Source organism: Haloechinothrix aidingensis, from assembly GCF_013450155.1.
GTDB lineage: Bacteria > Actinomycetota > Actinomycetes > Mycobacteriales > Pseudonocardiaceae > Haloechinothrix > Haloechinothrix aidingensis.
In genome coordinates this window covers 106180-127585 of record NZ_JACCKD010000007.1, presented here as the reverse complement: position 1 = coordinate 127585, position 21406 = coordinate 106180, and the positions used below count along the sequence as shown (strand labels likewise).

General features: G+C 70.2%; 24 protein-coding genes and 1 riboswitch. Of the genes, 12 read left to right on the top strand and 12 right to left on the bottom strand.

The window, feature by feature from the left end; translation table 11 throughout:
• Nucleotides 1–89 precede the first annotated feature (89 nt).
• The 3 genes from H0B56_RS18195 to H0B56_RS18185 are packed head-to-tail and all read right to left on the bottom strand — an operon-like array spanning nucleotide 90 to nucleotide 3014.
• On the bottom strand, nucleotides 90–908 hold the full coding sequence (locus H0B56_RS18195) for an ABC transporter ATP-binding protein (RefSeq protein WP_180894300.1): 819 nt from the start codon (nucleotides 906–908) through the stop codon (nucleotides 90–92).
• A complete protein-coding gene (locus tag H0B56_RS18190) occupies nucleotides 905–1939 on the bottom strand; it encodes a FecCD family ABC transporter permease (protein ID WP_180894299.1) in 1035 nt (344 codons plus the stop codon). Before H0B56_RS18190 ends, H0B56_RS18195 begins: the two co-directional genes overlap by 4 nt.
• 16 nt (nucleotides 1940–1955) lie before the next feature.
• The gene (locus tag H0B56_RS18185; RefSeq protein WP_246361308.1) at nucleotides 1956–3014 is read right to left on the bottom strand and encodes an ABC transporter substrate-binding protein; all 1059 of its coding nucleotides are present in this window, start codon (nucleotides 3012–3014) and stop codon (nucleotides 1956–1958) included.
• Nucleotides 3015–3075: 61 nt separating this feature from the next.
• Nucleotides 3076–3273, bottom strand: a riboswitch (cobalamin riboswitch).
• A 175-nt stretch (nucleotides 3274–3448) separates the two neighbouring features.
• On the opposite strand from H0B56_RS18185, the gene H0B56_RS18180 reads away from it, so the two are divergent.
• From H0B56_RS18180 to lpdA, 3 genes are all read left to right on the top strand, one after another.
• Entirely contained in the window at nucleotides 3449–4129 is a 681-nt protein-coding gene (locus tag H0B56_RS18180; protein WP_180894298.1) for an ATP-binding cassette domain-containing protein, read from the top strand.
• Nucleotides 4126–4887, top strand: coding sequence for an ABC transporter permease (locus H0B56_RS18175; RefSeq protein WP_180894297.1), 762 nt, complete (start codon nucleotides 4126–4128; stop codon nucleotides 4885–4887). Before H0B56_RS18180 ends, H0B56_RS18175 begins: the two co-directional genes overlap by 4 nt.
• Nucleotides 4888–4950: 63 nt before the next feature.
• Nucleotides 4951–6351 carry a dihydrolipoyl dehydrogenase gene (lpdA, locus tag H0B56_RS18170; protein WP_180894296.1) on the top strand — a complete coding sequence of 467 codons (1401 nt, stop codon included), beginning with the start codon at nucleotides 4951–4953 and terminating at the stop codon, nucleotides 6349–6351.
• A gap of 116 nt (nucleotides 6352–6467) precedes the next feature.
• On the opposite strand, the gene H0B56_RS18165 is transcribed toward lpdA, so the two are convergent.
• The gene (locus H0B56_RS18165) at nucleotides 6468–7091 is read right to left on the bottom strand and encodes a winged helix-turn-helix transcriptional regulator (RefSeq protein ID WP_343063947.1); all 624 of its coding nucleotides are present in this window, start codon (nucleotides 7089–7091) and stop codon (nucleotides 6468–6470) included.
• 51 nt (nucleotides 7092–7142) lie between these two features.
• Here H0B56_RS18165 and H0B56_RS18160 point away from each other — a divergent pair, with 51 nt between their 5' ends.
• Nucleotides 7143–8048 carry an alpha/beta fold hydrolase gene (locus H0B56_RS18160; RefSeq protein WP_180894294.1) on the top strand — a complete coding sequence of 302 codons (906 nt, stop codon included), beginning with the start codon at nucleotides 7143–7145 and terminating at the stop codon, nucleotides 8046–8048.
• A gap of 92 nt (nucleotides 8049–8140) precedes the next feature.
• Nucleotides 8141–8848 (top strand): DUF4352 domain-containing protein, encoded by a 708-nt coding sequence (locus tag H0B56_RS18155; RefSeq protein WP_180894293.1) that lies wholly within the window; start codon nucleotides 8141–8143, stop codon nucleotides 8846–8848.
• Nucleotides 8849–8896: 48 nt separating this feature from the next.
• Here H0B56_RS18155 and H0B56_RS18150 read toward each other — a convergent pair whose 3' ends face one another.
• Nucleotides 8897–9103: a hypothetical protein gene (locus tag H0B56_RS18150; RefSeq protein ID WP_180894292.1), complete on the bottom strand. Its 207-nt coding sequence runs from the start codon at nucleotides 9101–9103 to the stop codon at nucleotides 8897–8899.
• 60 nt (nucleotides 9104–9163) lie between these two features.
• Here H0B56_RS18150 and H0B56_RS18145 point away from each other — a divergent pair, with 60 nt between their 5' ends.
• Nucleotides 9164–9310 carry a hypothetical protein gene (locus H0B56_RS18145; protein WP_180894291.1) on the top strand — a complete coding sequence of 49 codons (147 nt, stop codon included), beginning with the start codon at nucleotides 9164–9166 and terminating at the stop codon, nucleotides 9308–9310.
• A gap of 499 nt (nucleotides 9311–9809) precedes the next feature.
• On the opposite strand, the gene H0B56_RS18140 is transcribed toward H0B56_RS18145, so the two are convergent.
• The 3 genes from H0B56_RS18140 to H0B56_RS18130 all read right to left on the bottom strand — a co-directional run bounded on the left by H0B56_RS18140 (nucleotide 9810) and on the right by H0B56_RS18130 (nucleotide 11968).
• The gene (locus tag H0B56_RS18140; RefSeq protein WP_180894290.1) at nucleotides 9810–10199 is read right to left on the bottom strand and encodes a hypothetical protein; all 390 of its coding nucleotides are present in this window, start codon (nucleotides 10197–10199) and stop codon (nucleotides 9810–9812) included.
• Between the two features lie 234 nt (nucleotides 10200–10433).
• Nucleotides 10434–11165, bottom strand: coding sequence for a GAF and ANTAR domain-containing protein (locus H0B56_RS18135; protein ID WP_180894289.1), 732 nt, complete (start codon nucleotides 11163–11165; stop codon nucleotides 10434–10436).
• Nucleotides 11162–11968, bottom strand: a complete 807-nt coding sequence (locus H0B56_RS18130) for an ANTAR domain-containing protein (protein ID WP_180894288.1) — start codon at nucleotides 11966–11968, stop codon at nucleotides 11162–11164. The genes H0B56_RS18135 and H0B56_RS18130 overlap by 4 nt, the downstream gene beginning before the upstream one ends.
• A 221-nt stretch (nucleotides 11969–12189) precedes the next feature.
• On the opposite strand from H0B56_RS18130, the gene H0B56_RS18125 reads away from it, so the two are divergent.
• From H0B56_RS18125 to H0B56_RS18100, 6 genes are all read left to right on the top strand, one after another.
• Nucleotides 12190–13212 carry an NADP-dependent oxidoreductase gene (locus tag H0B56_RS18125; protein WP_219632887.1) on the top strand — a complete coding sequence of 341 codons (1023 nt, stop codon included), beginning with the start codon at nucleotides 12190–12192 and terminating at the stop codon, nucleotides 13210–13212.
• 56 nt (nucleotides 13213–13268) lie between these two features.
• The gene (locus H0B56_RS18120; RefSeq protein WP_180894287.1) at nucleotides 13269–13493 is read left to right on the top strand and encodes a cation transporter; all 225 of its coding nucleotides are present in this window, start codon (nucleotides 13269–13271) and stop codon (nucleotides 13491–13493) included.
• A gap of 129 nt (nucleotides 13494–13622) precedes the next feature.
• Nucleotides 13623–14516 carry an AAA family ATPase gene (locus H0B56_RS18115; RefSeq protein WP_180894286.1) on the top strand — a complete coding sequence of 298 codons (894 nt, stop codon included), beginning with the start codon at nucleotides 13623–13625 and terminating at the stop codon, nucleotides 14514–14516.
• A 62-nt stretch (nucleotides 14517–14578) separates the two neighbouring features.
• The gene (locus H0B56_RS18110) at nucleotides 14579–15691 is read left to right on the top strand and encodes a vWA domain-containing protein (RefSeq protein ID WP_180894450.1); all 1113 of its coding nucleotides are present in this window, start codon (nucleotides 14579–14581) and stop codon (nucleotides 15689–15691) included.
• Complete coding sequence (locus H0B56_RS18105) at nucleotides 15675–16805, top strand: XdhC family protein (RefSeq protein WP_180894285.1); 1131 nt, start codon at nucleotides 15675–15677, stop codon at nucleotides 16803–16805. The genes H0B56_RS18110 and H0B56_RS18105 overlap by 17 nt, the downstream gene beginning before the upstream one ends.
• Complete coding sequence (locus H0B56_RS18100; protein ID WP_180894284.1) at nucleotides 16793–17740, top strand: ADP-ribosylglycohydrolase family protein; 948 nt, start codon at nucleotides 16793–16795, stop codon at nucleotides 17738–17740. The genes H0B56_RS18105 and H0B56_RS18100 overlap by 13 nt, the downstream gene beginning before the upstream one ends.
• Before the next feature lie 6 nt (nucleotides 17741–17746).
• Here the strand turns inward: H0B56_RS18100 and H0B56_RS18095 are convergent, their stop codons facing one another.
• The 4 genes from H0B56_RS18095 to H0B56_RS18080 form a co-directional block, all read right to left on the bottom strand.
• A complete protein-coding gene (locus tag H0B56_RS18095; protein WP_180894283.1) occupies nucleotides 17747–18505 on the bottom strand; it encodes a hypothetical protein in 759 nt (252 codons plus the stop codon).
• Nucleotides 18506–18590: 85 nt separating this feature from the next.
• The gene (locus tag H0B56_RS18090) at nucleotides 18591–19352 is read right to left on the bottom strand and encodes an ABC transporter permease subunit (protein WP_180894282.1); all 762 of its coding nucleotides are present in this window, start codon (nucleotides 19350–19352) and stop codon (nucleotides 18591–18593) included.
• Nucleotides 19349–20314, bottom strand: a complete 966-nt coding sequence (locus tag H0B56_RS18085) for an ABC transporter ATP-binding protein (protein ID WP_343063946.1) — start codon at nucleotides 20312–20314, stop codon at nucleotides 19349–19351. Before H0B56_RS18085 ends, H0B56_RS18090 begins: the two co-directional genes overlap by 4 nt.
• 457 nt (nucleotides 20315–20771) lie before the next feature.
• Complete coding sequence (locus H0B56_RS18080; RefSeq protein WP_180894280.1) at nucleotides 20772–21323, bottom strand: DUF5336 domain-containing protein; 552 nt, start codon at nucleotides 21321–21323, stop codon at nucleotides 20772–20774.
• Nucleotides 21324–21406: the final 83 nt, after the last annotated feature.

Below are 21406 nucleotides of genomic sequence, written 5' to 3'. Positions count from 1 at the left end.
CCTCCCAGTGTTGGTGCGGGATGGAGACGTCGTAGCGTTCATCGGATCCCGCTGTGCCCCTGCCGGTCCAAGACCGGCTCGGTATGGCGTTATGCCCGATCGGCATACCCGGCGGTCACGCGCGGCGCCCCGGTCGCACGCCGTCGCGGCGGGAGGAACGTGATATGCGGCCGGGCGCTCTCCGGCTCGTGTGTGACCGCGCAGTCGACGTCGTATACGCGCCGGACGAGGTCCTCGGTGAGTACGTCCCCCGGCGAGCCGTTCGCGACGACTTCCCCGCCGGACAGCACGAGCACGGCGTCACAGAACATCGCGGCCAGATTGAGATCGTGCAGTGCCACGACACTGGTCAGGGGTAGGTGGCTCACCAGGTCGAGCAGCTCGAGCTGGTGAGCGACGTCCAGATGGTTGGTCGGCTCGTCGAGCAGCAGCTCGGACGGTTCCTGGGCGAGCGCCCGCGCGATCTGGGTGCGCTGCCGTTCACCGCCGGACAGGCTGTGCCAACGGCGGTGTCGCAGCTCGACCAGCCCTGCGCACCGGAGCGCGTGGTCGATCGCCGGCCCGTCACCGTCCCGGGAGCCGCCCCAGGCGCTGCGGTGCGGGGTGCGTCCGAGTGCTACGACGTCCGTGACGGTCAGGTCCACCTCGGTGGAGACCTCCTGCTCGACGAACGCCACCCGCCTGGCGAGGTCACGCCTGCTGAGCCCGTTGATGTTCCGCCCGTCGAGCAGCACCGCTCCCTCGGAGGGCGCGCGCAGTCCCGCGATCAGGCGCAGCAGCGAGGACTTGCCGGAGCCGTTCGGCCCGATGAGCCCGAGCATGCCGCTGACGGGCACCTCCAGGCTCACCCGGTTCACGATCCGCGAGCCGCCCGCCCACCAGGACGCGCCGTGCACCTGGATGCTCATGAGGCCACCTTCCGTCGCGCGAGGATCGCGATGAACACGGGGACACCGACCAGTGCGGTGCCCACCCCGACCGGGATCTCCTCCGGTTCTGCCACCGTCCGCGCGAGCGTGTCCACCCATACCAGGAGCACGGCGCCGAGCACGGCGGTCACCGGCAGGAGAGCCCGGTGACCCGGACCCACGAGCATGCGGGCGGCGTGTGGCAGGACGAGCCCGACGAACCCGATCACACCGGATACTGCCACCAGCGTGGCGGTGAGCAGCGCTGTGACGGTGAGCAGCAGCCAGCGCAGGGCGCGCACGTTCACGCCCAGCGAGGCAGCGGAGTCCTGCCCGAACGCGAACGCGTCGAGCGAGCCGGCTCGCGAGAGGCAGATGACCAGCCCCACCAGGGACACGAGGCCGCTGATCGCCACATCGTCCCAGCGTGCGCCGGAGAGCGAGCCGAGCAGCCAGTACAGCACGCCCCGTGTCTGTTCCGCGTCGGCCGAGGTGATCACGATGAACGAGGTGAGGGCCGAGAACAGCTGGGTACCCGCTACACCCGCCAGGATCACCCGGCTCGTGCCGCCGCCGGACACCGTGGCCAGCACCATCACGAGCGCGAACGCGATGATCGCGCCGAGGAACGCGCCCGCGGCCAGGCCGAGCGTTCCCGCGCCCAGCCCGAGCACGATCACCAGCACGGCGCCTGTGGACGCCCCTCCGGAGATACCGAGCAGGAACGGGTCGGCCAGCGGGTTGCGCAGCAACGACTGCAGTACCGCTCCGCAGACGCCGAGCCCCGCCCCGCAGATGGCAGCCAGCAGGATGCGGGGTAACCGCAGGTCCATGACGATTCCCGTGCCGATCCGCGAGACGTCGGCGCTTCCGACCCCGAACTGCTCGCCAAGGATCGCGGCGACGTCGGCGACGGTGAGCCCTGCCGGGCCGATCGTGGCCACCACCATCATCGACAGCACGAGAGCGGGAATCCCGATGGCCACGATCCCGGCCGCCCGGCGGGTGTGTACGGCTGTGCCGTTTCCCATGGCCGGCTACCCCGGCTCAGCCGTGCAGCTCGACGAGGGTGTCCGCCAGTGACTCGATCCCGTCGACGGTGCGGATCGTGATGTTCAGCTCGGAGCCCGTCATCGGCATCCACCGCTGATCGTCCACGACGGACAGCTCGGAGACGGCGGGGTCGTTCTCCAGGAAGTCGGTTTTCGACTGGAGAGTCTGGCCCTCCCCGTCGCGGGTCAGGTCACCGAGTACGAGCAGGTCCGGGTCGCGGTCGAGAACGTCCTCCCAGTTCACCTGCGGCCACATCGAGTCGACGTCGCCGTAGGAGTTGCTGACACCGAGTTCTCTGGTCATCGCGGCAGGCGAGCCGGTGGCACCGGCCATGTACGGGGCGTCGGTCTGGGCGAACCAGAACATCACCGACGTCGACTCGGGCACGTCGGCGCGCCGGACACGGTCGACGGCATCGTCGACCCGCTGGCGTAGCTCGTCGATGAGGTCCTCGCCGCGCTCGGGAACGCCGAATATCTCGGCGACGTCGGCGATTTCGCCGTAAAGGTCCTCGAGCTCGACGGGCTCGTCCAGCTCGGCGGCCTCCGGTTCGCAGCTCGACGGGGACAGGTACGTGGGGACGCCGAGCTCTTCGAACCGCTCGCGCGGGGCGACGCGCCCGTCGGTGAACATCGCTTGGTAGGCGCCGATCACGAAGTCGGGTTCGGTGTCGAGGACGCTCTCGAACGACGGGGTGTCGTCGGCCAGCCGGGGGACCTGCTCGTTGGCCTCGGCCAGGTCCTCGCGTATCGGGTCGGTCCACGTGGCCGTGCCGACCATGCGGTCCTCCAGACCGAGGGCGAGCATGAGCTCGGTGGTTCCCTGGTTGAGGCTGACGGCGCGCTCGGGAGGCTCGTCCACGGTGACCTGCCGGTCACAGTTGCTCAGCGTGACCGGGTCGGCGCCGTTACCCGGGTCGGCTGTGCCGTCCGACGCGGTCTGGCCGGAGCAGCCCGCAAGCGTCAGGGCCGCGGTGAGCAGGGCGGCGATCGGAGCCGCCGTACGGTGGGTGCCAGGCACGCGCGTGCCTGCGCGGGCAGGAATGGGTGACATGGTGTCCTCGCTCAGGGCCCGTACGCGGGGCCCGGTCGGTGGCGGTCCGGGGCGCGGGCATGGTCCGCCCCGGGAGCCAGCAGGTCTTCGGGCTCGGGCTCATCCGGGCGAGGAACCTTCCCGGGCACGTTGTGCCCAGTGGTGCGGGTCGGACGTGCCGACCTCCTCGCCCGTTACCCCTACCGCTGCGCGTCAGCTCCGGACTTCGACCGGATTCCCTGCCCCGGTAGCGGGGGCGACTGGCTCGTGGAGGGATCCTAGTGGCCAGCCGGGTCTCGCGAGTACCCGCTGTGCCCGATGCCACGCGCTGCGGACAGCAGTACGGTGCTGTCCATGCCGGTGTCGCGGCGGGGTACTACGCTGCGCGAGTCCGGGCGGCACCGGGTGTCACGGGGGCGCCCGGCTCACGAGCCGAACCCAGGGTGGGGAGTGGTGTGGCCGAGGAACACGCATTCGTGGTCGACGACGTCGTGCTCCGGAGGGGAGATACGACCGTGCTCGACCGGGTCGCACTCCGCGTGCCCCTTGGCCGTTGCACCGCGCTGGTGGGGCGGAGCGGCTCGGGTAAGTCCACCCTGCTGCGTGTGCTGACCCGGCTGGCGGAGCCGGACACGGGCGCGGTGTATTACCGCGGCGTGCCGGTGGCCGAGTGGGACGTCCTGGAGCTGCGCAGGCGGGTGCAGCTGGTGGCACAGAACCCGGCGTTGCTCGCGGGCACCGTCGCCGAGGAGGTAACGGTCGGGGCCGGTGGGCTCGGCGAGGAGCGGATCGCGGAGCTGCTGACCCGGGTCGGTCTGGACGCCGGCCTGGCCGGCCGGGAGACGGCGGCCCTGTCCGGCGGGGAGGCGCAGCGCCTGGCGTTGGCGAGGTCGCTCGCACTGGAGCCCGATGTGCTGTTGCTGGACGAACCCACGGCGGCGCTGGACTCCGAGAGCGCGACGGCGATCGAGAACGCCGTGCTGTCTCTCGTGCGTAGCGGCGTCACCGTCCTGCTCGTCAGCCACGCCACCGAGCAGGTGCGTCGGCTCGCCGACCACGCGGCGGTGCTCGTGGCAGGCAGGGTCGCCGCCGACGGCCCACCGGGCGAGTTGACGTACCTGGAGGAGACAGCGTGAACGGGGCGGAGTTGGGCTGGGTCGAGGTGGGCACCTCGGTGCTCCTGGTGGCTGTCGCGGTGCTCGTGGCAGCGCACCAGCGACTCGGCCTGAGCAAGGACGTTCTCCTCGCCGCGCTGCGCGCCTTCGTGCAGCTCATCGCGGTGGGCATGGTCCTCGTCGTGATCTTCGAGCATGGCGGTGCGCTCGGTGCGCTCGGCTGGGTCGTGCTCATGGTGTTCATCGCCGGGCAGGTCGCCGGGCGTCGCGGCAAGGGGGTGCCGCGCGCGAGGATCATCGCGACGGTCTCGGTGGCCTCGGGCGCGGGTGTGGCGCTGGCGCTGCTGTTGCTGCTGGACGTGTTCCCCAGCAGGCCGTCGGTGATCGTGCCGATCGGCGGGATGATCGTGGCGAACTCGATGCAGGCGGTCGGGCTCGTGTTGCTGCGGCTGGCCGAGCACGTCGATTCCTCCCGCGCGGCGATCGAGGCGCGGCTGTCGTTGGGGATGGACTCGGCGGAGGCGTTCGGCCCGCATCGCCGCTCGTCCGCCCGCGCGGCGTTGCTCCCCGCGATCGACGCGACCAAGGTGGTGGGATTGATCAGCCTGCCGGGCGCGATGACCGGGTTGATCCTGGCCGGCGTGGACCCGCTGACCGCGATCCGCTATCAGATCGTGGTCATGTACATGATCCTCGGCGCGGCCGCGCTGGCCGCCGCGGTGGCCGTGCACCTCGGGCAGCGACGCCTGTTCGACCAGGCCCAGCGGCTGCGCGTGTAGCGAGGGTGTGCGGCGCCACTGGCCGCGTACCCGCCGGGAGGCTGTCCCATATGCTCGGTAGTCATGAGCAAGCACTTCGACGTCGTGGTCCTCGGAGCGGGACCCGGTGGGTATGTAGCGGCGATCCGGGCGGCGCAGCTGGGGCAGTCTGTGGCCGTCATCGAGGAGAAGTACTGGGGAGGGGTGTGCCTCAACGTCGGATGTATCCCGTCGAAGGCGCTGCTGCGCAACGCCGAGCTGGTGCACCTGTTCCAGCACGAGGCGAGCACGTTCGGGATCTCGGTGGACGGCTCCGTCCGGGTGGACTACTCGGTCGCCTACCAGCGCAGCCGCACCGTCGCCGACGGGCGGGTCAAGGGCGTGCACTACCTGATGAAGAAGAACAAGATCACGCAGTTCGAGGGCTGGGGCCGGTTTACCGGCGCGAACACGATCGAGGTCGCCACCGCCGACAGCGGTAGCGAGACGGTCTCCTTCGACAACTGCATCATCGCGACCGGAGCGGCGACGAAGCTGCTTCCCGGCACGCAGCTGTCCGAACGCGTGGTCACCTACGAGGAGCAGATCCTGGCCGAGGAGCTGCCGGAGAGCATCGTCATCGCGGGTGCGGGCGCGATCGGAGTGGAGTTCGCGTACGTGCTGCACAACTACGGCGTGCAGGTGACGATCGTGGAGTTCCTCGACCGGATGGTGCCGCTGGAGGATCCGGACGTCTCCAAGGAGCTGGCAAGGCGCTACAAGCGCATGGGTATCGAGGTGCTCACCGGAACCCGGGTGGACTCGATCGACGACTCCGGCGCGAAGGTGACGGTCACGGTCTCGCAGGACGGGCAACAGCGCACTCTCGAGACGGACAAGGTGCTGCAGGCGATCGGGTTCCAGCCCAGAGTGGACGGTTACGGGCTGGACACGCTCGGGGTGCGGCTGAGCGAGCGCGGCGCGATCGAGGTGGACGACGAGTGCCGGACCTCGGTCCCGAACATCTTCGCCATCGGTGACGTGACGGCGAAACTGATGCTGGCGCACACCGCAGAGGCGATGGGGATCGTCGCGGCCGAGACGATCGGGGGCGCCGAGACGATGGCGCTGGACTACGACATGATCCCGCGGGCCACCTACTGCCAGCCGCAGATCGCCAGCTTCGGCTACTCCGAGCAGGAGGCCCGCGAGCGCGGGCACGACATCGAGGTGGCGAAGTTCCCGTTCATGGCCAACGGCAAGGCGCACGGGCTCGGCGACACCACCGGTTTCGTGAAGCTGATCAGCGACAAGCGCCACGGCGAGCTGCTCGGCGGGCACCTGATCGGGCCGGAGGTCACCGAGTTGCTGCCGGAGCTGACCCTGGCGCAGCAGTGGGATCTGACGGTGCACGAGGTCGCGCGCAACGTGCACGCGCACCCGAGCCTGAGCGAGTCGGTGAAGGAAGCCGTCCACGGCCTGGCAGGCCACATGATCAATATGTAATTGGGCATGCCAGCCGTGTCTGGCGCGTGCATGCCGTGTTGGGCGTGCGAGCAGCCCGGGTTGGGCGTGTGGGTACGCCGTGGTGGGCTTCCGCGCCCGTAGGTACGCCCCGCCGGTCACGCTCGCCCGAAGATCGTTTCGAGTGCCTCGGGTGCCCCCTCGAAGTGCCGTGCGGTGCGGATGGCGTCGGCGACGCGCACGTGCCCGGCCGCCAGCCCGAGTACCGTCGCCGCGTCACTCGCCAGGCGCGCCTGCGCCGCTGCCGACGGCCCGAGGGTCACGGACAGCTCGTCCGTGGCCGCGTGGATGGTGATGACCTCCCCGTCCACCTCGATCTCCACGCACGCGGGCCCGCCCGAGGCGGGGCGCCTCAGTAGTGCGCGCAGGGCGACGAGGAGCCAGGACGCGTGGAACGCGTCGTCGCCGCGCCCCGCGGCCATGAGCGGTGTGCTCCAGCGGACCAGCGCCTCCACGGGTTCGCGGAGGCCGTGGCCGAAGTCGGTGAGCGCGTAGACGACGGCATCGGGGGACAGCCTGCGTTCGAGGACCCCGTGCCCTTCCAGCTCCCGCAGGCGTCGCGCGAGCAGGTTGGTGGCGATTCCCGGCAACCCGGCCCGCAGGTCGCTGTACCGGGCGGGTCCGACGAGAAGCTCCCGCACGATCAGCAGGCTCCACCGGTCACCGACGAGATCGAGCGCCCGGGCGAGGCCGCAGAACTGGCCGTAGCGTTTCGTGCTCACCCGGATCACACTACACTTGACTTTCTCAACCGAAGTTGCTTGTATCAAGCTATGGACGACCACCCCGTTGGTCCGGACAGACGCCCTCCGTGGGTCGATGCCGAGCTGTTCCCCTTCACGAGCAGATTCGTCGACGTGCAGGGCCACACCGTGCACTACATCGACGAGGGCGCGGGACCGACGTTGCTCATGCTGCACGGCAACCCGACATGGTCCTTCGTCTACCGCGAGGTGATCAGCAGGCTGTCGGATCGGTTCCGGTGCGTGGCTTGTGACTATCCCGGCTTCGGGCTCTCGACGGCCGCAAGCGGGTACGGGTACCGCCCCGAAGAGCACGCGCGCGTGGTCGCGGAGCTGATCGAGCGGCTGGATCTGCGGGACGTGACGCTGGTGATGCAGGACTGGGGAGGGCCGATCGGCGTGCATGCCGCTGCCGCGCATCCGGACCGCGTCACCGCGCTCGTCGTCGCGAACACCTGGGCATGGCCGGTCAACGGGGACGCGCACTTCGAGATCTTCTCGCGCGTGATGGGCGGCCCTGTGGGGCGCCTGGCCATCCGGCACCTGAACCTGTTCGTCAATGCCATGCTCCCTGCCGGGCACAAGCTGCGGAAGCTCTCCGGCGCGGAGATGGCCCACTACCGGGCGGCGTTGCCCGATCCCCCGGCCCGGCACGCGAGTGCCGTATTCCCCCGTGCCATCACCGCCGCGCGGGACTTCCTCGGCGCGGTCGACTCCGAGCTGACCGCGCTGCGGCATCTACCGTCGCTCGTGCTGTGGGCCGAGCGCGACATCGCGTTCCGAGCCGCGGAACGCGAGCGGTGGGAACGACGGTTGCCGAACCACACCACGGTCACGATTCCCGGTGCCGGTCACTACGTGCAGTCGGACGCACCCGGGCCGTTCGCCGACGCGATCGCCGGATGGTTCGACGGCGAGAGCCGCCGTGCCCGGTAGCGCCCGTGCACGTGCCGGGCTCACCGGTGCCGAGGAGTCAGGGACGTAGCCGATGGCGTGCACGGTTGTGGTCGGCGACTTATCGTAACCCTGTGGCGGAACACACCAATCCGACCGACCAGCGACGGCGCACGTTGCCATGGCGGCACAGCCTCCTGAACCGGAGTGTGGCGAGCGTGGCGCTCGGCCTGCTCGGCCTGATCTGGGTAGTGGCCGGCGCGTCGGCTCTGGTGACGGTTCCGCTGGCGCTGGCCGCGGTCGCCTGCGGCGTGCTCGGCTGGAGAAGCGCGCGCCAGCAGCGCTCGACCGGGCGTCGCGACGTGGCTGTCTTCGGGGCGGCCCTGGGTGTGTTGACATTGCTGTCCGTGACCTTGACCGGAACGGGCGGTTCCGAGACGGGCGATGCCGGTACCGACCCGGCCCGGCACGGGGACACGGTCCGGGTGGGCGATGTGGATGTCGCCGTCACCGACGTCGGTCCCGCCCCGGAGGAGCTGCCTGCGCCGTCGGGCTCGGACTCGAGCGTGTATCAGGTCGTAAGTTACGAGCTGACCAACTCGACCGGCAGCGAGCAGGTGTTCGACAAGAGCGTGCAATCCGTGTACGCCAACGGTGACCGGTACTCCGCCAGTACGCGGGGCACGAGCGAGCTGAACGACTCCGCGACCATGCTGACCACAGTCGAGCCCGGTGTCACCATCGAGAGCAAGGTCGCTTTCGAACTGCCCGAGACCGTGACGGTGACCGAGGTCGGGCTGTGCGACACGGTCGGCAAGGAGTGGCTCGTCGCCGTGCCGTGAGCGGTGAGCACCACAGCGGGAGTGGTTCACCACCGCGGGTCTGTGACGCTACGCGCGGACGCGACTTTCCTCCGGGACCGGGCCGGTTGATGTCCGCTTGCTCAGCTGGTCGAGCAGGGCGTTCATGCGGCGTTCGGCTCGTGCGGTTCCGGCCGTGTCGTTGACGCTGCGGGCACACCTGAGGTCGTGCCGGGCGCGCTGGATCAGCCGGTGGAGATGCGGGGTCGATACGGGAAGGTGACGGGTGGTGCTCATGCGACGCACCCCTGCGACGGGATCCGTGCCGTTGGGTTCCGGTCCCGCCGAGCGGCCTCGATGCTCGCTCGGCAGGACCGGAGGAACTGGCGGTTCGCGGCGGTGTCGGGTGACGTGTGGCAACGGGAGCAGCTCAGCGCGACCGAGCCGGTGAGCTCGTCCACCGCGATGTTCACCGGGGCGTCGCAGGATCGGCACCAGCGGTGACCCGTCACCCGGATCGCGTGCGTCGGTGACGACGCGCAGCTGTGCAGCCACCGCCGATGCAGCGGGCACGTGATGCGGTCGTGCGATGACAGTCCGGATTCCTCCTCGGCGGCGTCCTCGCGGTCCAGCGTCGTGGTCAAGCTGTCCCCGGGCAACGCGGCGAAGCGCCCGTCATGCCGCCTCGGTGGCGGGACGAGGCTGAGAGGTGGGCTGTCAGGCATGCCATGAGTCTTGCCGATTCGCGCTTACCGGGAATCCGCGATGGTACGGAGATCCCTACGTACTCTCGTCCCGGATTCGGCCTCTCGACGGCCGCGGGCGGGTACGGGTGCCGGGCGAAGAGCATGCGCGTGTGGTCATGGATCTGATCGAGTGGCTGGATCCGCGGGATGTGATGCCGGTGACGCGGGATTGGGCAAGGCCGGTTAGTGTGCATGCCGCTGCCGCGCATCCGGACCCCGTCGCCGCGCTCGCTGCCGTGGCGGTAGCGCTCCCGTGATCAGCCGGACGGGTGGGCCTCCCGGTCAGTGCTCGCCTGCCAGCGAAGTGCCCGGTCGAGCTGCTCGGGGGTCAGGCCCGCGAGACGGGCGAAGTGACTGATCGTCAGGCGCGACTGCGACCAGCGCTCGGCTGCTCGACGAGCCTTCGCCGTCCACAGCTGTTCGTCCACCCACTCCTGCCTGCCCTGCTCGACGAGCTCATCCGCGTGCTGGGGTGAGCAGGCGCAAGCGATACGGACCCCGTCCTGGGTGGGGTCGGTGGGATGAGCGCGACTGGAGTCGGGAACGGCGCGGACGTACAGGTCAGCCGGTTTCGCTTGGTGCCCGCAGCATTCGCAGCGACTCGTGTCCGGGCCGGCTTCGGTTCGCGTGTGTTCGTGAACGGTCATGATGGCGGCTCCCGGGTGCCGGATGCGGTTCGGCAGTGTCCGCCGGGGTCTGGAGCGGCCGTGACCAACGCGCGGGGAACCGAGGAACATTCCCCGCTGCGACGGCCCGTAGCCCCGATGATAGGCAGTGCGGACCGGTTTCGCACATACCGTAGCGAATGCGTGATCGAGCACTACCCGGTGCGACCGGCGAGTGTGCCGGAGGTGCACCGCGGGCGTGGGCCGCGGCCGGGGTCAGTGCTGCACGCGCTCGTGCGGCAACCTCGTGAGGGTTCCGTCGATGACCTGGTTGGCGACGGCGATGAGCTTGCTGTTGGTGCTGCGTGCGTGGGACCGCAAGGCCGCGAAGGCCACTTCCACCGAGACGCCGTTGCGTTCGGCGTACACCCCTTTCGCCTGCTCGATCAGCACCCGGCTGTCCAGCGCGGTCTGCAGTTGCTCGACCAGGACGTCACGCCGGTGGGTGGCGCGTTCGTGCAGGATCCCGATGGTCGCGGTGCTGGCGAGGGCCTGCCCGAGCTCGAGCGTGTCGGAGTCCATCCCGCCGACGCTGGTGTTGAACAGGTTGACCGCCCCGATAACGTCCTCGCGCAACCGCATGGGCAGGGCTTCGACCGCGGAGAACCCCGCGTCGCGCGCGGCAGGCGCGAAGGTGGGCCACAACGCGTCGGCTTCGCCGAGGTCCGCGCACTGCACGGGAGCGCCGCCGCGGTAGCAGTCCAGGCACGGGCCTTCCTCGTTCTGCGACTCCAGCAGCTCGAGCAGTCGTGTCTGCTCGGTGGAGGCCGCTACCGCGTTCAACGTGTCGTTGTGGTTGACGAGCACGACGCCACACGCGGTGATGTCGAGCAGTTCGGTTGTCCGGAGTGCCAACGTGTTCAGGAACTCCATGATGTCGAAGTCGACGACGAACGTGTCCGCGAGCTCGACGAAGGTGTTCCGGACGGCACGGTCTGAAGGGCTCATGGGTCTCGCTCGTCCTCTCTCGGGTCACCGCACCCAGCAGATCCGGTGGGGTCATTGTCCCGCGGCGGATGGAGTCGGCCCACCTCGCTGTCCGGCGGGAAGGCGAAGCGACGCGACACGATCCCCGCCGCCACCTCGGCGAGCAGCAGGTCCCGGGCGAACGCCTCCGCACGCAGCCTGGCCAAGGCGTCGGTCATGCTCACTCCGAGCTGCACGCTTGCCATGCCGGTCGCCTGGTGAATCCCGGCGTTCCAGCCGGTCGGTGGCTCCGGGCCGGAATCCCCGTTGCCGTCGGATGCCGCTGCCCCCTCGCCGAGCGCCAGCTGTAACGCGATGTCCGCGTACACCAGTGCGTCAGCCAGCGAGTCGTCGTCGAGTGTCCCCGCGACATCCCGGTAGATGCCGAGTACCCCGAGGCGGACAGCGCCGGCCTGGATGGGGAACGCGAACATCGCCCCGAACCCGCGTCGCGTCGCCTCGGGGGCGAGCATCGGCCAGCGTGCCAGGATGCTGTCAGCGGCGAGGTCCGGTGCGAGTACCGGCCACGGTCCGTGCAGCGCCTCGATGCCGGGTCCCTCGCCCAGCGTGGCCTGCAGCTCCTCCATCTCGGCGATGCGCGCGTCCGTCATGAACAGGCCCTCGTGCAGCGTGGCGGTGCGCCCGCTGACCGACACGGCGACGCCGCTTGCCCGCGAGGCATCCATGCAGGCCAGGCAGGCGTGGCGTAGCGAGGGCGTGGCGTCCTCGTCCCGGGCACGCGAGGAGATCGCTGCCCAGGCTCGTGCGTGGCGGCCGTCAGCCACGGGCGAATGACTCCGAGTTCCGCGCGGGGTGTCGAGAGGGCCGGGTGTCTGGCCGTGCTTGCCGGGACAGGCGCTTGGTGCGCCCGTTGGCTCGGCGCGGTGTAGCTGGCACGGTCGGCTCCGTCCGGGATCGGCCTCTGCGTCGACCGTAGCACCGTCGCGGCCGGTGTCGCTGGTCATGCACAGGTGACTCGCAGGGGATCCTGTGCCAGGCTCGCGGTATGGGCATTCCTTCAACAGCTACTGAGATCCACTTGGCATCCCGACCGGTCGGATTGCCATCCAAGGACGACTTCGCGATCGTGCGGGCGGAGGTCCGTGAGCCCGGCGATGGCGAGGTTGTCGTGCGCAACGACTACCTCTCCGTCGACCCGTACATGCGGGGCCGGATGAATGACGTGAAGTCCTACATCCCGCCGTTCCAGGTCGGCGAGGTCATGGACGGCGGTGCCGTCGGCACCGTGGTCGCCTCGCGGTCGGACGAGCTCGCGGTCGGGGACACCGTGCTGCACGAGTACGGCTGGCGTGAGTACGCGGTGGGTCCCGCCAAGCGGTTCCGTGCCGTGGACACCACGCGGGTTCCCGCGTCGTCCTACCTGAGTGTGCTCGGCATGCCGGGACAGACGGCCTACTTCGGGCTCTTCGATGTGGCGGCGATGCGTCCCGGTGACACCGTGTTCGTCTCCGGCGCCGCGGGCGCCGTGGGCAGCCTCGTCGGCCAGTTCGCCAAGTTGCGTGGCGCGCGCCGGGTCATCGGCTCGGCAGGCTCCGCCGACAAGGTCGCCTACCTGCGTGAGGAGCTGGGCTTCGACGAGGCGTTCGACTACAAGGACGGGCCGGTCAGCGAGCAGCTGGCCGAGGCGGCTCCCCGCGGCATCGACGTGTACTTCGACAACGTCGGCGGTGACCACCTCGAGGCGGCGCTGACCTCGCTGCGCACCTTCGGGCGGGTGGCGATGTGCGGCGCGATCACCCAGTACAACGACACCGAGCCGGCGCCGGGGCCACGTAACCTGTTCCTGGCCGTCACCAAACGGCTGAGCATGCGCGGTTTCATCGTGATGGACTTCGCCGAGCGTGCCGGTGAGTTCACCGCCGAGGTCTCCCGCTGGGTCCGGGATGATCGCGTGCGCGTGCGCGAGACCGTCACATCCGGCATCACCAGCATGCCGGATGCGTTCCTCGGGCTGTTCTCCGGCGACAACCTCGGCAAGATGCTGGTGCGGCTGGACGACTCCGCATAGCCGAAGATACCCCCAAGGGGTATATTTGCCACGGGGACTTCGGAAAGGAGGTAGCCGTGGCCGAAGCGACCACGTACACGGTGACCGGGATGACCTGCGGGCACTGCGCGCAGGCCGTGCGTGACGAGCTCGAGCGGGTCGACGGGGTGACCGAGGTGTCGGTGGACGTTGCCACCGGCGCCGTCACGGTACGCGGCGAGCAGCCGGTTCCGGACGAGCGGGTGCGCGCCGCCGTCGAGGAAGCCGGCTACGAGGTAGCGGGACAGCAGCCGGCGGTGTGAGACCGTCCCGCGGCCGGGGAGTCCCCGGCCGCGGGACAGGGTCGTTCGTCGGAACCGACGAACAGCGCGCGACACGGTGGTCGTCCGTACACGTGTGCTGACGGGACGTGGAAGGCTAACCTTCATGGTGTGACTTCCGATACAGCAGCTGTGAGTACCCCGGAGGAGCTGTCCTCGGCACTCGAACGCACCGGTTACCTGCCGGACGCCGGAGTGGCGACGGCGGCGTTCCTCGCCTACACGATGGGCCGCCCGCTGTTCTGTGAAGGCGAGCCGGGTACCGGCAAGACATCGCTGGCAGCCGCGCTGGCCGACGGGCTCGGTCTTCCGCTGATCAGGCTGCAGTGCCACGAGGGCATCGACGCCGCGCAGGCGTTGTACGAGTGGGACTTCGCCCGCCAGCTCCTGCACCTGCGTGCGCTCGAAGCGGGAGCGGGCTCGGGTGTGGATGCCGAGGCGGCCGAGCAGTCCATCTACACCCGCAGGTTCCTCCTCGCCCGCCCCCTGTTGCGTGCCCTCCTCGACGCCCCGTGCGTGCTGCTGGTCGACGAGATCGACCGGGCGGACGACGAGTTCGAGGCGTTCCTGCTGCAGCTGCTCGACGAGAACGCGGTGACCATCCCGGAGCTGGGCGTGATCCGGGCCGAGGTTCCTCCGATCGCGGTCCTGACCTCGAACCGGACGCGCGAGGTGCACGACGCCCTCAAGCGGCGCTGCCTCTACCACTGGCTCGAGCACCCCGATCTGGCCAGGGAAGTGGCGATCCTGCGCAGCAGGCTGCCCGGTATCGGGGAGGAACTGGCCGGGCAGGTGGCTACCGCCGTGCGCAGGATGCGTGGCATGGAGCTGCTCAAACCCCCGGGTGTCGCCGAATCGCTCGACTGGGGGCGGGCGCTGCGCGCGCTCGACTGCAGCGTGCTGGATGCGGATACGGCCACCCGCAGCCTGGGTGCCGTGCTCAAGTACCGCGAGGACGCCGACCGTGTCCATGCGGCAGGAATAGACACATTGCTCGCGGGGTAGCCATGTCTCGACCATCCGTGCACCAGTCCCCTGGCAGGCAACGCGACGCCGCGGGTGAGCACATGGACGTGCTCCCCGGCTTCGTCGGGTTCACCCGCGCGCTCGCGCACGCCGGGCTGCCGGTGGCCACGGATCGGGCGGCGGCATACCTGGACGCCGTGCGGCGGATCGACGTCGCCGCCCCCGAGCAGGTCTACTGGGCGGGCCGGCTGACGCTGTGCTCGGATCCGGACGACTTCGCGACCTACGACGCGGTGTACACCAGGTGGTTCGACCCGGCACGCGGCGGCGGTACCGAGCTGCGCCGTGAGGTCCGCGGCACGGCAGAGCTGGTGCCGCTCGGTGGCACCGAGCCTGCGGCCGGGGAGGACGACAGCGAGGACGACACGGTGCATGCGGTCGGTGCCAGCGACACCGAAGTGCTGCGCAGCAAGGACATCGGCGAGCTGACCGAGGCCGAGCGCGAGCATCTGCGCCAGATGATGGCGTTGCTGCGCCCGGACCCGCCGATGCGCCGCTCGCTGCGCCTGCGTCCCGCGCGGCGTGGTGCGCTCGACCCGCACCGGACCGTACGCGCGATGCTCTCCACCGGCGGGGAGCCGGTCCGCCTGGCCCGCCGCAGCAGGTCCGCGCGCCCCCGCAGGGTGGTGCTGCTTGTGGACGTCTCCGGTTCCATGCGGCCCTACGCCGACGCGCTGCTGCGCTTCGCGCACGCCGTCACCCGCCGCACTCCGGGCGCCGTCGAGTCGTTCACCCTCGGCACCCGGCTCACCAGGGTGTCCCGGCAGCTCCGCCAGCGCGACCCGGAACGCGCGCTCGCCGCGGCCGGCCGTGCCGTGGCGGACTTCGCGGGTGGGACGCGCCTCGGTGACACGCTCCGCGCGTTCCTCGACAGGTGGGGGCAGCGTGGCGTGGCCCGGCAGTCCGTGGTGGTGGTGTTCTCCGACGGCTGGGAGCGGGGCGACGCTGAGCTGCTCGGCGAGCAGATGGGGCGGATGCGCAGGCTCGCGCACGCGGTGCTGTGGGTCAACCCGCACGCGGGCAAGGACGGGTACGCGCCGATTCAACTGGGGATGACGGCGGCACTTCCGCACATCGACCGGCTGCTCGCCGGGCACAGTGTGGCCACTCTGGACCGACTCATCAGGGAGATTCGCGATGCGCGACGTACTTGACCAGCTGAACGAACGCCTGTCCCGTGGCGAGACCGTGGGCGTCGGCACGGTCGTCGGCACGTTCTCCTCGGCGCCGCGCCCGCCAGGCGCCGCCATGCTGGTGGCCGAGGACGGCACGGTGGTCGGCAGCGTGTCCGGCGGGTGCGTCGAAGGCGCCGTCTACGAGCTCGCGCAGCAGGTGATCAGCGACGGCAGCCCTGTGCGGCAGCGTTACGGCGTCAGCGACGACGACGCGTTCTCGGTGGGGCTGACCTGCGGCGGGACCATCGATGTGTTCGTGGAGCGGTTCTCGCGCGAGGAGTTCCCGGACTTCGCCCGGCTGGCTGACTCGGTCGCGGGCGAGCATGCTGTCGCGGTGGCCACGGTCGTCGAACACCCGGACGCCGACCGCGTCGGTGCGCGCATGGTGGTCTGGCCGCAGGATGTCTCCGGGACGTTGGGCTCCGAACGCATCGACGACGCCGTTCTCGACGACGCCCGTGGGCTGCTCGCGACGGGACGGAGCGCGAGCCTGCACTACGGTCCCGAGGGGCAACGCCGCGGCGAGGGTATGACGGTGTTCGTCAACTCCTACGAGCCACCGCCACGGATGCTCGTGTTCGGGGCCATCGACTTCGCCCGTGCGATGGTGCGGATGGGCGCCTTCCTCGGCTACCGGGTCACCGTCTGCGATGCTCGCCCGGTGTTCGCCACCACCGCACGGTTCCCGGAGGCCGACGAGGTCGTGGTGGACTGGCCGCACCGGTACCTGTCGAGCCAGGTGGACGCGGGTGCGGTGGACGAGCGCACAGTGGTGGCGGTACTCACGCACGATCCCAAGTTCGATGTTCCGGTGCTGGAGGTCGCGTTGCGGTCGAAGCTGGGATACGTCGGCGCGATGGGCTCCCGTCGCACGCACGAGGACCGCATGGCACGGTTGCGCGAGGCAGGGCTGGCCGAGCACGAGCTCGACCGCCTCGCCTCACCCATCGGGTTGGATCTGGGTGCGCGCACCCCGGAGGAGACCGCTGTCTCGATCGCCTCGGAGATCATCACCCTGCGCTGGGGCGGCAGCGGCAAGAGGCTGAGCGAGCTGGCGGGACGCATTCACGGCGAGCCGCCATGGCCGGAGTGACCAGGGAGGACAAGGTGCTCGGCCTGCTGCTGGGCACCGCGCTCGGGGACGCGCTCGGCGCCTCGTTCGAGGGCAGGCATGCGGTGACGGCCCGGACGGTCGATGCGGTGGAACGTGCCGACGGGACCCTCGTGCACACCGACGACACCGCACTGACCATGGTGCTCGCCGAGCACCTTGCCGCGCGGGACCATGCGGGGCTGGATGAGGACGTTCTCGCCGGCGAGTTCGCCGCGGCTTGGCAGAAGGAGCCGTGGCGCGGGTACGGGCCCGGCGCGGCGCAGGTGTTCGAGCTCATCGGCAGGGGGATGCCCTGGCAGCGGGCTGCGGTGTCACTGTTCGGCGGTGCCGGCTCGTACGGCAACGGCGGCGCCATGCGGGTCGCGCCCGTCGCCGCTGTCGGTACAGGGCCGCACCACGTCGCCGAGCTGGGCCGCCGCACGGCATCGATCACCCACGCCCACGAGGACGGCCAGCACGGGGCCGAGGTGCAGGCATTGGCGGCCTATCTGGCGCTGGAACGCGAGTCGGCTCCGCGGGTGCTCGACATCGACCAGTTCCGGCACGACCTCACGAGGGTCGTGCGATGCCGCGCGTGGCACGAGAAACTCGACCGCGTGTCGGAGCTGGTACGCACCGGCGCGGACCCGCGGCACGCCGCCCACTCGCTCGGCAACGACGTCACGGCTCTCGGTTCGGTGCCGATGGCGGTGATGTCGTTCGTGAGTAACCCCGACGACCCCGTCGCGGCGATCCGGTACGCCATCGGCGGGGGCGGGGACACCGACACGATCGGGGCCATGGCGGGCGCGCTCGCCGGCGCCCGTAACGGTGCCTCGACGCTGCCGGAACACCTTGTGGCGCGCCTGGAGGTGGGTGACCACGCACGGGAGGTGGCCGGCAAGCTGGCTACCGCGGGCCACCGCGGCGGGTGAGCCGGATCAGCCGGGCCCCGGAACCAGCCGGTGGTAGGCGCCCGCGTGCAGCGACACGGTGTAGTCACCGGGGGCGAGTAGCTGTGGATGGTCGTCGAGCGTGGCCTCGGCCGGCTCCTCCAGCCGGAAGTCGACCTGGCGTGTCGCGATGCGCAGGCTGGAGGTGTCTGCCTGCGGGGACGACTCGACAAGGATCCCGGCGGCGGTCGGTTCCACGGCCAGTGCGGTCGTGATCTCCCGCGCCGCTCCCGAGACGTGGCAGCCGACCGGACCCGACACGGACAGGCGCGTCGCCACCGAGTCGTATACCGTGCCGCCCTCGCGTGCGGAGCGCACCGAGAGAGCCGGAACGGGCCGGGCGACGAGCGAGGTGGGGTCGGCAGGCGGGCAGTCCGGCCCGAGGAGCAGGGCGGCCCAGCGCGCGGCGCAGCGACGCGCGAGCGGGAGTTGGGCCGCGCGCTGGGCCACGACCAGCCGGACGTCGTGACCGTCCGGCACGGCGCCGAACGCGGGGGTCCCGGCCACGTCGAGCACCGGCCACTCCCAGCTGTGCGCCGCGTCACGCACCGCGGCACGGAACTCGCGGCTACCCCTGTCGAAGCCCCGGACGACGGCCAGCCGCCCGGCCGGGATGTCCCGGGGCCACTGCCGCGGTCTCGTGGCGGGGTCGAGCAGCGCATCGATCGCCGGTCGAACCGCAAGCCCGCGCTCGTTACGGGCGTCGCCGGAAACGGGTGCGGCTGCGGTGTGCGCGCGAACGGTCATGTCGCTGACGGTACAGCGCGCGACCGGAGCCTGTGTACGGTGAAGATCATCACCACCCGGCAGGCGCCTGCCGTTTCCGCGCCGGTCAGGTCACGTCCCGCCGCACCGACAGCAGGCTTCCGAGTACGCCGAAGGCGAGCGCGTAGATCGCGAGCAGCGCACCACCCTGCCACGGTTCGAGGAACTCGACGACGGGGTCGGTCGTTGCCGTCAGTGCCTCGCTGGCGCCGCCCGGCAGGTACTGGTAGTAGTCCCGGATGACGGGCAGTCCCCGCATGAACGCCTCGACCACGAACAGGTATACCAGCGCGCCGACGACCGCGGCGATCTGGTTGCGCACCAGCGCGCCCACCCCCACACCGAGCAGGGCGTACAGCGCGACGGCTGCGAGGACGCCCGCGAGCGTCCCCGGGATGCCACTGGAGGTCATCGACAGGTCGATGTCGATCGCCGCGAGCCACGGCAGGGCGATCGCCGTGGCGGCCACGATCGTGACCAGCCCGAAGGCGATGCCGAGCACGGCGTAGGCGGCGAGTTTCGCGGTCACCACGCGCCCCCGGTGCGGGGTCGCCAGGAACGTCGGCGTCACTGTCTGGTGCCGGAACTCCCCGGTGACCGCGATGATGCCGAGCAGCAAGGCGAAGGTGTTCGCCGCGCTCGCGGTGGCGAACAGGTTGCGCTTGCCTTCCGGTGTGCTCAGCGGCGGGGACGGGTTCCCCTCGGCGCCGTCGAAGCCGATCGTGAACGCCATGAACGTGCCCATCAGGGCGATCCCACCCAGCAGCAGCCAGATCCACAGCTTGGTGCTGAACGTCTTGTCGAACTCGGCTCGCACCAGACGGATCATGACTGGCCTCCTGCCCGCGTAACGTCGTGGTGTTCCCCGGCAGGCGTCGCCTGCCCGGCGGTTTCCGGTGCGGTCTCTCCGGTGAGGGTGAAGAAGATCTGCTCGAGGTCGCTGGTCTCGGTGCTCAGCTCATGCAACTCGATCCCCTCAGTGAAGGCGATATGCCCGACGGCAGCGGTGTCCATTCCGGTCACGCGCACGGCGTCCGCGTGCGGGCGCCGCACATCGGCCTTGCCGTCCAGGGCGGTGGCGAGCCGGTCGGCGTCCGGGCTGCGCACCAGCGTCGCGTGCCCGTGGTGCTCGGCCAGCTCGCTCAGCGGTCCTTGCCGGATCAGCGTGCCGTTGTTGACGATCACGACATTGTCGACGGTCTGCTCCACCTCGCTGAGGACGTGGCTGGATACCAGGATGGTGCGGCCCTGGTCGGCGAGGTGGCGGAGCAGCTGCCGCATCCACTTGATCCCCTCGGGGTCGAGCCCGTTGGCCGGCTCGTCCAGTACGAGGACGTGCGGGTCGCCGAGCAGCGCCGCGGCGAGGCCGAGACGCTGCCGCATACCGAGCGAGTACTGCCCTGCCTTGCGCCGCGCGGCCGACGTCAGTCCGGTCAGCTCGAGCACCTCGTCGGCACGCTCGCGGGGCAGCCCCGCGACGCGGCAGTACACGCGCAGGTGGTCACGGGCGCTGCGTGCCGGGTGGAAGCTGGATGCTTCGAGTAGTGCCCCGACGGTTCGGGTCGGGGTCTCCAGCTCGGCGTATGGCCGCCCGTCGATCGTCGCGGTGCCGCCGCTCGGCGTCACCAGACCGAGAACGCAGCGCAACGTGGTCGTCTTGCCTGCACCGTTGGGGCCGAGAAACCCCGTTACCGAACCGGGCTCGACCGTGAAGCTCAGATCGTCGACGGCCTTGACGGCACCGAACTTCTTGGTGAGCCCGGAGACGACGATCCGTCCGGTTTCGGTCACCTCGGTGTCCATTGTGTTCCCCCATGAGGAATGCGGATAGGAAGGGTGGTCGGCGAGTGTGCGGTTGTACTTCGATCCGGACCCGCAGTGGGTCTCGCTGACCTGCCGGTGCGGTCACCGTATTTCAGTTCGCTCCGTTTCGCAGGAGAATTCCGGAACGGGTGCGTCGGGAGTGCCTGATGTGACGGTTCGATCCCGGTGCGAATATGCATTCGTAAGCGGCGATCATGTCGTACAGCGGGAGGGCGACGGAGTAGAGCAGTGCGATTCCCCGAGCACCGCTGCTGTGGCGGGGGGCTCGTGCGGGTTCGGCGGCTGCCCGGCGTGCTGGTGTGGCAGCGGGCCTGTCATCGCGGCCTGCTTTGCCGGCCGGTGCCGGATTCGCAGGCGAACGACTGAATCCGCATAGCGGGGCACCGGCCGGTCCGGGACCGCACCGGCCGGTGCCCAGTGCGGGTCAGGAGTACCTGAAGTAGTGGTTCGACTCGGCCCGGAACATGAACACGATGGCCGCGGCGATGACGGCGAGTGAGGCGATCTGGAGCAGGCCGATCAGCGCGCCCACGAACCCGATCGCGAAGTACACGGGAAGCGTCAGCAGGCCGAGCAGGCCGAAGAGCAGCCCGATACCGCCGAGGACGGTGAGCACGATGCGCGCCCAGTTCGCGCCGTTTCGCATGGCGAACGCCAGACCGGCGAGGATCACGGCGATGACCAGTCCGATAACGATGCCCAAGGTGCCACCGGCCGCTCCGGCCTCGGCCTGGTCGGCGGTCGCGCCGAGCCGCTCCGCCGACTCCTCGTTGATCGCGTCCTGACTGATCAGGCTCAGCAGGCTGGACACGATGCCGATGACCACGCTCGCCATCCACAGCATGAATGCCGTGTCCACCGATTTCGGGCGCGGCGGGGCCTGCACCGTGTTCGGGTCGACCTGCGGCGCCTGCGGGTAAGGGGGTGGCTGCCGCGCGGGATCGTACGGATCCTGCGGGTCTTGTGGAGATGTCATACCGGACAATCTAGGTGAAGCGCCCGTCCCGTGCAGCTGGTTTGCCACAATTCCTACGCCGCTCGGCGCCGCCTTCTTCGTGG

Coding starts and splice junctions, on each gene's coding strand:
- H0B56_RS18080 (WP_180894280.1), bottom strand. CDS start 21,323: ATGACATCTCCACAAGACCCGCAGGATCCGTACGATCCCGCGCGGCAG.
- H0B56_RS18195 (WP_180894300.1), bottom strand. CDS start 908: ATGAGCATCCAGGTGCACGGCGCGTCCTGGTGGGCGGGCGGCTCGCGG.
- H0B56_RS18145 (WP_180894291.1), top strand. CDS start 9,164: ATGCTCGCTCGGCAGGACCGGAGGAACTGGCGGTTCGCGGCGGTGTCG.
- H0B56_RS18185 (WP_246361308.1), bottom strand. CDS start 3,014: ATGTCACCCATTCCTGCCCGCGCAGGCACGCGCGTGCCTGGCACCCAC.
- H0B56_RS18105 (WP_180894285.1), top strand. CDS start 15,675: ATGCGCGACGTACTTGACCAGCTGAACGAACGCCTGTCCCGTGGCGAG.
- H0B56_RS18110 (WP_180894450.1), top strand. CDS start 14,579: ATGGACGTGCTCCCCGGCTTCGTCGGGTTCACCCGCGCGCTCGCGCAC.
- H0B56_RS18150 (WP_180894292.1), bottom strand. CDS start 9,103: ATGAGCACCACCCGTCACCTTCCCGTATCGACCCCGCATCTCCACCGG.
- H0B56_RS18095 (WP_180894283.1), bottom strand. CDS start 18,505: ATGACCGTTCGCGCGCACACCGCAGCCGCACCCGTTTCCGGCGACGCC.
- lpdA (WP_180894296.1), top strand. CDS start 4,951: ATGAGCAAGCACTTCGACGTCGTGGTCCTCGGAGCGGGACCCGGTGGG.
- H0B56_RS18140 (WP_180894290.1), bottom strand. CDS start 10,199: ATGACCGTTCACGAACACACGCGAACCGAAGCCGGCCCGGACACGAGT.
- H0B56_RS18100 (WP_180894284.1), top strand. CDS start 16,793: ATGGCCGGAGTGACCAGGGAGGACAAGGTGCTCGGCCTGCTGCTGGGC.
- H0B56_RS18160 (WP_180894294.1), top strand. CDS start 7,143: ATGGACGACCACCCCGTTGGTCCGGACAGACGCCCTCCGTGGGTCGAT.
- H0B56_RS18135 (WP_180894289.1), bottom strand. CDS start 11,165: ATGAGCCCTTCAGACCGTGCCGTCCGGAACACCTTCGTCGAGCTCGCG.
- H0B56_RS18090 (WP_180894282.1), bottom strand. CDS start 19,352: ATGATCCGTCTGGTGCGAGCCGAGTTCGACAAGACGTTCAGCACCAAG.
- H0B56_RS18125 (WP_219632887.1), top strand. CDS start 12,190: ATGGGCATTCCTTCAACAGCTACTGAGATCCACTTGGCATCCCGACCG.
- H0B56_RS18190 (WP_180894299.1), bottom strand. CDS start 1,939: ATGGGAAACGGCACAGCCGTACACACCCGCCGGGCGGCCGGGATCGTG.